Source organism: Lyngbya sp. CCY1209, assembly GCF_055795065.1.
On sequence record NZ_JAYFER010000225.1, the window covers coordinates 1 to 10,162 of the forward strand.

General features: G+C 57.5%; 8 protein-coding genes. 3 read left to right on the top strand and 5 right to left on the bottom strand.

The window, feature by feature from the left end; genetic code table 11:
• Positions 1-120: 120 nt before the first annotated feature.
• The 3 genes from pstA to pstS form a co-directional block, all read right to left on the bottom strand.
• Positions 121-1,002: a phosphate ABC transporter permease PstA gene (gene pstA, locus AC0QHF_RS04965; RefSeq protein WP_324703079.1), complete on the bottom strand. Its 882-nt coding sequence runs from the start codon at positions 1,000-1,002 to the stop codon at positions 121-123.
• 78 nt (positions 1,003-1,080) lie between these two features.
• Positions 1,081-2,040 carry a phosphate ABC transporter permease subunit PstC gene (gene pstC, locus AC0QHF_RS04970; RefSeq protein WP_324703080.1) on the bottom strand — a complete coding sequence of 320 codons (960 nt, stop codon included), beginning with the start codon at positions 2,038-2,040 and terminating at the stop codon, positions 1,081-1,083.
• A gap of 204 nt (positions 2,041-2,244) precedes the next feature.
• Entirely contained in the window at positions 2,245-3,366 is a 1,122-nt protein-coding gene (gene pstS / locus AC0QHF_RS04975; protein ID WP_324703081.1) for a phosphate ABC transporter substrate-binding protein PstS, read from the bottom strand.
• Positions 3,367-3,698: 332 nt separating this feature from the next.
• Here pstS and bioB point away from each other — a divergent pair, with 332 nt between their 5' ends.
• The 3 genes from bioB to lspA are packed head-to-tail and all read left to right on the top strand — an operon-like array spanning position 3,699 to position 5,984.
• Entirely contained in the window at positions 3,699-4,841 is a 1,143-nt protein-coding gene (gene bioB / locus AC0QHF_RS04980) for a biotin synthase BioB (protein ID WP_324703082.1), read from the top strand.
• The gene (locus AC0QHF_RS04985; RefSeq protein WP_324703083.1) at positions 4,838-5,422 is read left to right on the top strand and encodes a biotin transporter BioY; all 585 of its coding nucleotides are present in this window, start codon (positions 4,838-4,840) and stop codon (positions 5,420-5,422) included. The genes bioB and AC0QHF_RS04985 overlap by 4 nt, the downstream gene beginning before the upstream one ends.
• Positions 5,423-5,459: 37 nt before the next feature.
• Positions 5,460-5,984, top strand: a complete 525-nt coding sequence (lspA, locus tag AC0QHF_RS04990) for a signal peptidase II (protein ID WP_324703084.1) — start codon at positions 5,460-5,462, stop codon at positions 5,982-5,984.
• Positions 5,985-6,035: 51 nt separating this feature from the next.
• Here lspA and AC0QHF_RS04995 read toward each other — a convergent pair whose 3' ends face one another.
• Both AC0QHF_RS04995 and AC0QHF_RS05000 read right to left on the bottom strand, forming a co-directional pair.
• Positions 6,036-6,542, bottom strand: coding sequence for a hypothetical protein (locus tag AC0QHF_RS04995; RefSeq protein ID WP_324703085.1), 507 nt, complete (start codon positions 6,540-6,542; stop codon positions 6,036-6,038).
• A gap of 225 nt (positions 6,543-6,767) precedes the next feature.
• The coding region (locus AC0QHF_RS05000; RefSeq protein ID WP_324703086.1) for a S8 family serine peptidase at positions 6,768-10,162 on the bottom strand (3,395 nt) is incomplete at its 5' end.

Consider the following 10,162-nt stretch of genomic DNA (forward strand, 5'->3'; position numbering starts at 1 on the left):
GAAAATCCTAAAGTTGTTGCTATTTGAGGATATTAGCTGCACCATTGATATCGGCATTAACTAATAAACCATGGTAATTTTGCGGAGTCAATAAGACCCGCGATCGAGAAACACGATGCTTTAATAGGTTTTCTGGCGGGTCGCCCAGCGGGCGATGACGCTCGTGATCAAGACCAAGAACACCAACACCAGGGAAGCCGCCCAGGCGAACTCTTGCAGCACCTTGTCGAAGCCGCGGGCGAACTCGTAAACCAGATAGGCCAGGGAGGGCAGGGTCGGCGCGAACGGACCCTTCGGCCAGTTGTTGGTATAAATCACCGTGAACAGCAGCGGGGCTGTTTCTCCGGCGGCCCGGGCGATCGCCAAGGTCACGCCCGTCAGGATGGCGGGGAGGGCGGCGGGGAGCACCACTTTCAGGGCCGTCTGGTAGTTGGAGGCTCCCACGCCCACGGACGCCCAGCGGACATCCTGCGGCACGATCTGCAACGCTTCATCTGTCGTTCGGACGATGGTGGGCAGCATCAACACCGCCAGGGCGATCGCACCGGCCATCACGGAAAAGGTTCCCGTGGCCAATACGATCAAACTGTAGGCAAACACCCCGGCGATGATGGACGGAACGCCGCTCAAAACGTTGGTGGCGAACCGAATCCACTGGGGGACCGGGCCCGAACTGAACTCCGATAAGAAAATCGCGGCCAGGACGCCGAAGGGGAGGGCGATCAATGTGGCGATCGCCACCACCATGATCGTCCCCAAAATCGCGCTGGCGATGCCCCCCTCGGTCTGTCCGGCGGTGGGGGGAAGTTGGGTAAATAGATCGATATTGAGACGGGCCGCCCCTTTGAAGAGCACATAGATCAAAACGGCGAACAGGGGCACCAGGGCGATGCCCAGACAGGCCCCCGCTATACCCGTCATCACGGTACCGAATAGAGATTGGAAGCTTTTGGGATTGCGAATCAGACTTCCAGCTTTGGCTTTGGCAACGGCATTTGACATGGTTCGAGACAAGTCAACTGAGAATCACGACAGGAAACGGAGCGACAATTTTTGAGAACGAATGGTTCCAGGAGGAACTTATTGATATTTCGCCTGAACTTGGTTGACGATCCACTGGGCCGCCACATTGACGAGCAGGGTCAGAATAAACAGAACCATTCCCGCATACATGAGGGCGGAGACTTGTAGCCCCGAGGCTTCCGGAAACTGGTTGGCGAGCAGGGAGGCGATCGTGTTGCCGGGGGCGAACAGAGAAACGCTGATTTTGTTGGAGTTGCCGATGATCATCGTCGCCGCCATCGTCTCTCCCATCGCCCGACCCAAACCGAGCATGGTTCCCCCGATGATGCCGGAGAAGGCAGCGGGGATCAGGACTCGGAAGATCGTCACCCAGCGGGTGGCGCCCAGGCCGAGGGAGGCTTGGCGCAGGTCTGGGGGCAAGCTGGCCAGGGAGTCCCGGGAAATGGCCGTGATGATCGGCAAGACCATGATCGCCAAAACCACCCCCGCCGGGAACATCCCGGGGCCGATGGGGGAGGTGCTGAAAAAGGGAATCCAGCCGAAGTTTTTGAACAAAAACATCTGGACCGGCCGCAGGAAGGGGATGAGTACGAAAATTCCCCACAGGCCGAAGACCACGCTGGGAATAGCGGCCAACAGTTCGACCAAAAACGTCAGGGGCGTCCGCACGGCTAGGGGAATAAAATCTTCGCTCAGAAAGATCGCCGTCCCCACCCCCAGGGGAATGGCGATGACCAGGGCGATCAGAGAACTCATCAGCGTCCCGTAAATCATGGGCAGGGCGCCGTAATTTTCGTTCACGGGGTCCCAGGCGCTGTTGAACAAAAATCCCAGGCCGAATCTTTGGAATGCCGGCCAGCTCTGTTGGGCGATCGGCAGGGCGATCAGAATTAGCAGTGCAATAATTCCCCAGGCAAAAAGGCGGGTCAGCCAGATGAAGCCGGTGTCGAGATTTTTTTCAAGTTTCGATCGCGACTGGGGGATTCCTTGGGGGATTTGGGTGGGTGGTGAAACCATAATTCGCAGTGGGCGTGCATTCGAGTTGACGGTCAGGAGATGTCCCGACGGTGGGCGATCGGCAGAGTTGCCATTCGGTTATCGGGAATCGAACGGTTACTTTCAATGCTGGGGAAGTGAGAGTGGCGTTCCCAGCTTCCCCAATTTCTAGGTGTCTTGATACATCCCAGAAAATACTCCGGAAATTGAGATCAGATGCGCCGATTAATTAACGTTGATGGTGAAATCCGGGCTGATCTGATCGGCTTTCTCCGCCACTTTTTGGACGACGTTGGGCGGCAGGGCGATGTAGCCGAGTTGCGGACTCACTTTTTGACCTTCCGTCAAACCGTACTGAATCATCGCTTCGACGGCTCGGGCGACTTCCGGATCGGGATATTGCTGGTAGGTCAGTAACCAAGTGTACGTCACGATGGGATAAGAATCAGCTCCTTCGGGGTCGGAGATGAACGCCCGCAAATCGTCGGGGAGGGTCACGGCTGCTAAGGTTTTGGAGGCGGCTTCGCTGGTGGGTGGGATGAAGTTGCCCTCCTGGTTTTCCAGGGCGGCCATGTTCAGGCCGGCATTTTGGGCGAACCCATATTCGACGTAACCGATCGCGCCGGGGGTCTGGTTGATTTGGGCCGTCACCCCGTCGTTTTTGGCGCCGCCGATGCCGGTGGGCCATTCGACGGTTTTCCCTTCACCCACCTGATTGGCCCACTCGTCGCTGATGGCGCTCAGGTGCATGGTGAAAACGCCGGTGGTGCCGCTGCCGTCGGAACGGTAGACAACGGTGATGGGCTGATCTGGAAGCTCCACACCGGGATTGGCCTCGGCAATTCTGGGGTCGTTCCAATTGGTGATGTTACCCAAGAAAATGTCTATGTATACATCCCGGGGCAACTGCAAGTTTTCGACCCCATCCAAATTGTAGGCCAAAACGATGCTTCCGGCGGTCATCGGCAGCATATAGACCCCCCGTTCGACCTTGGCGATTTCATCGTCTTTCATCGCCACGTCGCTGGCCCCAAAGTTGACGAGCCCCTGGGTAAAGCGTTCGACCCCTGCACCACTCCCCACCGACTGATAGTCAATTTGCAGGTTCGGGACGCCCTGGCTGATTTCTTGGAACCAACGCTGGTAGAGGGGGGCGGGGAAGGATGCCCCAGCGCCGACGATATCGACCTGCTGGTTGAGGGCGATCAGTTCCGCAGAAGGCCCGCCCGCATTGGTATCGGCGACATCGGGGTCGCCGGTTTCGGTTCCGCCACAAGCAGCCAACCCGGCGGTCAGGGCGATCGCAAACAGTTTCGAGAATAAATGGGAAGGTCGAGAGAACAGCATATCGCTCAGATAGTTTGACAATGACGACAATAGCTAACCTAGAGGATATCGCCTTATTAACAGTTCAAGGTAAAGGGAAGGTTAACGGTTGTCAGCAATTGAGAATGAGTTGAAAGATGTTGTTGGCGCGGACTGCGCGGAGATGAGGATTGGTCTGAAAATCAATTTTTTTGGGCTTCATTTCTCCCAAAACGGGATCGAAGGCCTTTCCGCTTGTTGAGAAAATTTTTGGTTTTTGCCGGCCGGCCTCCGGTGCCGACGGATTGAGGGGGCGATCGCAATAGTGGTAAGATAGCAAAATTCAGGATCGTCAAGCAGTTCAAGGTTTCAACGTGGTTCAAGCACCGCCATCAACCAACCGTCAATCTCAACTCCCCGCCCCCCGTCCGGAATCGCTGCGGCAGTGGCTCGACTCCCTCGCCGATCGCATCATCGCCGGCGATCGCATCGGCCGTCCAGAAGCGATCGCCCTGACCGAGATCGAGGGGACCGACAACATCCTGATGCTGTGCGAAGCCGCCGACCGGGTGCGCCAAGCCTGTTGCGGCAACACCGTCGATCTGTGCAGCATCGTCAATATCAAGTCCGGGAACTGCTCGGAAAATTGCAGTTTCTGTTCCCAGTCCGCTCACCACCCCGGGGAAAACTCCCCCGTCTACGGGTTGAAATCCCCCGAAGAAATTCTGGCCCAGGCCAAATCCGCAGAAGCCGCCGGCGCCAAACGGTTCTGTTTGGTATCCCAGGGACGGGGCATCAAGTACAACAGCCCCAAATCCTCGGAATTTGCAGAAATATTGGAGACGGTGCGGCGCATCCAAGCCGAAACCTCCATCAAACCCTGCTGTGCCCTCGGTGAGATCACCCGGGAACAGGCCGAAGCCCTCGCCGAAGCCGGAGTCACCCGCTACAATCACAATCTGGAATCCTCCGAAAACTTTTATTCCAATATCGTCACCACCCACACCTGGAGCGATCGCGTCGAAACGGTGAAAAACCTGAAGGCAGCCGGCATCCAAGCCTGTACGGGGGGAATTATCGGTATGGGAGAAAGCTGGGCAGACCGGGTTGACCTGGCCCTGTCGCTGCGGGAGTTGGAAGTGGAGTCCGTCCCCATCAACCTCCTCAATCCCCGGGAGGGAACTCCTTTGGGCGATCGCCCCCGCCTCGACCCCTACGATGCCCTCAAGGCGATCGCCATCTTCCGCCTCATCCTCCCCGAACAAATTTTACGCTATGCCGGGGGACGGGAAGCCGTGATGGGAGAACTCCAGGCGTTAGGATTGAAATCGGGGATCAACGCCATGCTCATCGGCCACTACCTGACCACGATGGGACAGCCCCCCGATCGCGATCGCGCCATGTTGGAGTCCCTGGGACTACAGGGCGGAGAAGCCCCGGTTCCCGGACAGCGGGGGACTGCCTCCGAATCCTCGCACCCCACTCAAACCTCAGTCGCACCCCCCCGTGAAACTTGATACCTCCCGTTGAATTTTTGTGGGCCATCATCGGCGTCCTGTTGACCATCGGCGGCACCTTCCTGGAGGCCTTCGTCACCGATCCGGCTTCCCTTTGGGACCCGCAAAATGTTCAAGTCCACTCCCTCGGCGTCACCTACCAAATCGGGGCGGTTCTCCTCGTCGGCTGCATGGGGGGAAAAAATGCCGCGGCCATGTCCCAAATCGCCTATCTCGCCCTGGGTCTGACCGTCTTACCCGTCTTTTCCCAGGGGGGTGGCTTCGGCTACCTGGCCGAACCGACCTTCGGCTACCTGCTGGGGTTCGTCCCCGGCGGATGGGTCTGCGGCCTGCTGGCCTTTCGCAATCCCCCCAAGTTAGAATTGCTGGCATTCAGTTGTCTGTGCGGCTTGGCGACCATCCACAGCGTCGGCATCCTCTATTTGGTGGCAACCTATTTGATTCAAGAGGCCGGCGATCGCATCGTCCCCCTGATGGAGGCCGTCAACAGCTACTCCATCGCCCCCCTGGCGGGTCAGTTGGCCGTCGCCTGCGCGGTTACGGTTCTGTCCTACGTCCTGCGAGGATTGATGTTTTATTGATTTGCATTGAAGCTGATTTTCAAATTCAGACATCCTGATGGGATTTAAAAAAAACTCGATTTTCTGGATAGCCGCCGCCGTTAGTTTGGCCATCGATCACCTGACCAAATTTTGGGTCGTACAAACTTTTGAATTGACGACCCCCCCCGAAACCCTGCCCATCTGGCCGGGGGTGTTCCACTTTACCTATGTGGTCAATACGGGAGCCGCATTCAGCCTGTTCAGCAACGGCGTCTACTGGCTGCGGTGGCTGTCCCTGGCGGTCAGTTTGGGATTGATGGCGGCAGCCCGGTTCGGGCCCCGCTTCGACCGCTGGGAACAGATCGGCTACGGTTTGATTTTGGGGGGGGCGCTGGGCAACGGCATCGATCGCTTCCTGGCCGGCCACGTGGTCGATTTTTTGGATTTTCGCCTGATTCAATTCCCGATTTTCAACTTAGCTGATGTCTCGATCAATCTGGGCATTTTATGCCTGCTGATCTCCAGCTTTTTTTATTCCCGAAATCCTCCCCGAAATCGCCCCTCCGATACCACTCGGGACAGAGGGTCGAAACATAAATAAACCGCCGGCAATGGGAGAGAGAAGAGAGAAGAGAGAAAAATTTCTCACTTCTCATCCCTCACTTCTCACTCCAGAGGGAGCCGGCGCGGGGTCGGCAAAATAGCTGCCGGCTTCCCCCTGCCGTTTCGGGCGTCCCCGGCGGGTGAGGTCGGGGGCGGTGGCCGTTTTAATCGCGGTTTGACCGTCGGCAGAATTGCGGGTGTCGCCGTCGCCGGAACGGGCGATCGCTTCCCCCGTCAAGATGTCGAAATCGGTCATTTTTTCGGCTTCCGCAGAGGCAATCTCGTCGGTGCCCAAGTCGAGTCCGTCATGTTGAAAGAGCAGAATTTCGTCAGCAGAAGGACTCCCGATGGGTTGCCAAAACCGGGCGGCGCGATCGCCAAAATCGATCTCCGGTTCGGGTTCATCCGCGACCGTTTCAATGGCGCCCGCTCCGCTCCGATCTGAATTCCAATTGTATTCGTTATTTTGATACCAGTCGAAGTTGAGAGTTTCTTCAAAACAATCCGCGTCAAACATGAATCTCCCCTGTTCTGTTTCGGAACTTGCGGTTTTCATTCCATGTTGGAATTCAAATCAAGTGGTCAAAAAATGACACCGATTCGGCCAGTTTATATCGTTCGTTTGGAAGGTTCGCGATCGCCGGGTCGAGGCCATTACGAGTCCCGGGCGATCGGCGTTAATGTTGACCACACAAAAAAAAGGAGACGTTCCGGAGAACGTCCCCAAAAATTCAAGTTTGAGCGGGCCATAGGCAACTTGAGAATCGCCGATATTTCGGTATTAGAACAGATTCACCTCATCCGTCGTGGGCAGGGCAAATCCGGCAATTTCTCCGGGCACCATTTCAAACTGCGAAATGAGTGCGTCCGAAATCGCCTCATCGGCGGGGGCAATGGTCGCCAAAGAAGTCGAAGCCGGCGTCGCACTCAGCAACCCATCCCCCTCGATGGCCAAGAAGTTGACCACTTCGCTGGTATGGTTCATTTCGGAGTCGGCCGTCACGTCTTCCTCCACCATCACGGACACCCCCGTACCGGTCAGGTCGTCGTAGCGCAACCCGGCGGGGTCGGCGCCGTCGTAAGTCGCCAAAGAAGCCAAGAATTTCGGCGCTTCCACAAAGCCGGCCCCGAAGGATTGGGAGTACCAATTGTGAGTCACCGCATCTCCGGTATTCCCCGCTTCATAGGTCTGACCGCTCCAGTCTCCCGCACCGGGTGCGATCGCCAACCAACCGATAGTTTCCTCGCCGTGACCGGGAGTCAGGGGGGCTTCCTGCTCTTCCAAAGCCACCGTGAAACCGCCCGCACCGTCTTCCAGGTGGCGAGTCCGCACGAACTCGGGATCGTTGGCGGTCTGAACTTGGCTGAAGACGACCGGAGTCTCCTCAAAGCCACCGCCGAAGGTGACGGGGACACCGCCGGGAACCTCGGCATCGCTGTCGAAACGACCCACTTCCAGACGGGTGCCGTCCGCGAGTTCCCACTCTCCCGCTTCCAGGACGATGTAACTCACCGATTCGGGGACGTGGGTGCCGTCGTAGCCGTCCGGTTCCTGCAGGAAGATATCGAAGCTGTCCGCCGTGATATTGTCGATGCGAACCGCCACGGTCTGTCCCCCGTTCCGAGAGGCGGGTTGCGCCAAAACGACCGGGTTTTCATACTCCTGAGTCAAGGAAATCGTCTGAATATTGTGGGTCAGATCCGAAATCGTCCCCGTTTCCCCGATCGCCGTTTCGGGCGGTTCCCCGGCTTCTTCGGTGTAGATTTTCACGTCGTCGAGGTTCCAAGAACTGACCGGATAAACGCGATCGTCTCCCACATCGAATCCGAACCGCACCTGGAAGTTAGAATTCTTGTAGTCGGTAATATCGAAGACCTGCTCGGTCCATTCACTGTCAGTCACACCCGGTTCCGCCCCAGTTTCCCACAGCACCTCCCAACTGTCGCCGTCGAACACCTCGACGCTGTTCGCCATGTAGGGTTCGTAGTCACTGTTGAGAAAGCGCTGGAACTCCAGGAAGACATTTTCCGAAACGTCGGTATCAACAACCGGACTGGTGAGGTAATAAGCATCGTGAACCGTCTGGCTGGCATTGCCGCCGATGACGACCCCCGCCACGCCGTTGTCATCGGTGGGACTGTGGTCCGTATCGGGGTCGGGATTGCCGTAGCGCTCGCCGCTCGATGCCGTCGCCGCGCCGATTTCCCATTCGTCATCGAGGGTCCACCCCGCCGAATTGTCGGCGAAGTCCTCTTCAAAAAGAACGGAACCACCGCCGCCGCCGAGGACGTTGCCGAAGTCGATGTCGAGGATTTCTTCGCCAGGGGCGACATCCACCGTATGGCTGCCGGGGGCAGTCCCGGTGAAGGAGAAGTTATCCAGCAACAGGCCGGAATCGACGACAGTATCTCCCACATCGACCGCTCCCACCCCGACGGTATAAGTGCCGTCGGCGGTGAAGGTGTAGGTGTAGGTTCCCCATCCGGTTTCATCGACGAAACTCGTTCCGGAGGGTACCAGGGGGGTGAAAGTATTGGCCACCGTGTCGCCCTCGGACTCCACGGAGACAAAGGCGAAGTCATTGAAGGACGATTCAAAACCTTCGTCGGTGAGGAAGTTGTAATCGAAGCTGATTTCATCTCCCGCCTTCACCGTCAGGGTTTGTTTGATGGCGGAACCTTCCGTGGCATCGCCGTTGCCCAAACCGTCCAGGGTGCCCGTTGCCAAATTCAGGAAGGTTTCCAGGTCGGCATCACTTTGGGAACCGCTGCCATTGGTAATCAGGGCTTGGTAGGTTCCCTCGGTGGGGTTGGAACCGAAGGCATCCGTCTCCACAGACGTACTTCCTTCCGTTTCCCAACCGGTCAGATCTCCCGTTTCAAACCCGGTATTTTTGAGGCTGCCGGGATAGGTTTGCTGCCATCCGTCTTGCATCACCTCCGCCACTTCATAGGTGCCGGGTTCGACATCGGTGAAGGTGTAATCCCCATTGGCGTCGGTGACGGTGGAGGGTTCTTCGGGGTCGAATTCGCCGTTATCGTTTTCGTCGATATAAATCGTCCAGCCTTGCAAACCCGGTTCGCCGTCATCCTTGCCGCCGTCTTCATTCAGGTCGTGCCACTTGTGACCCGAAATACTCCCCGGCATGGCTTTGTTGCCGAAGTTGACATCCGAGACGTCCGTACCCGGTTCCAGGGCGATCGCGTGGATGCCGTCCTCCGGGGCGGTTTGGGCCCATCCCTCCTGCTGCACTTCCGCGATCGTATAATCGTCGGGAATCAGATCGTTGAAGGAATAGAACCCTTCTCCATCGGTGACGGCAGAGGTTTCTCCCCCGTCCAACTCGCCATTCTCGTTGCCGTCGATGTAAATCGTCCAACCGGCCAACGGCGGTTCGTCGTCACTCCACTCGCCGTCTTCGTTGAGGTCGTGCCACTTGTGACCGGAAATGCTGCTGGGTTGCCAGTTTCCAAAGTCGATGTCGGTGACATTTTCCCCGTCTTCGAGCTCGACGATGTGGGGAACCGAACCCGCTTCCAAAACCGCGTTGTAGGCATTCAGACGCCCGCCCGTCGCGACGGTTCCATCGAGTCCCGGAATTTCATCGACCGTGTTGAGAATAATCTCTTTCACTTCGTCGGAGGACAAGCTGGGATTTTGGGACCCAATCAAACTGGCAACGCCGGAAACCTGGGGAGTCGCCATCGAGGTGCCGCTGTAACTGGCGTATCCGTCGCCGGGAACGCTGCTGAGGATATTGACTCCGGGAGCGGCTAAATCCACGCTAGTGGCTCCGTAACTGGAGAACCCCGCCAAGTTATCGTTATGGTCGGTGGCGGCCACGGCGATGATATTGTCGGAATCGTAGCTGGAAGGATAGTGGGGGAATCCATCGTTGTCCGAACTCGAATTGCCCGCCGCCGCCATGAACAGTTGTCCGGCATCGCCGGCCGCGTCGATCGCATCTTTGAGACCTTGGGAATAGCCGCCCCCGCCCCAACTGTTGTTGGTCAGGTCGGCGCCCATCATCGTGGCATATTCCACCGCTTGAATGGCATCAAACGTCGTTCCCGAACCAAAATCGTTCAGGAATTTGAGCGCCATAATTTGGGCGTCCCAACTGACTCCGGTGACTCCCACGCCATTATCGCCCTGGGCGGCAATGGTGCCGGCGA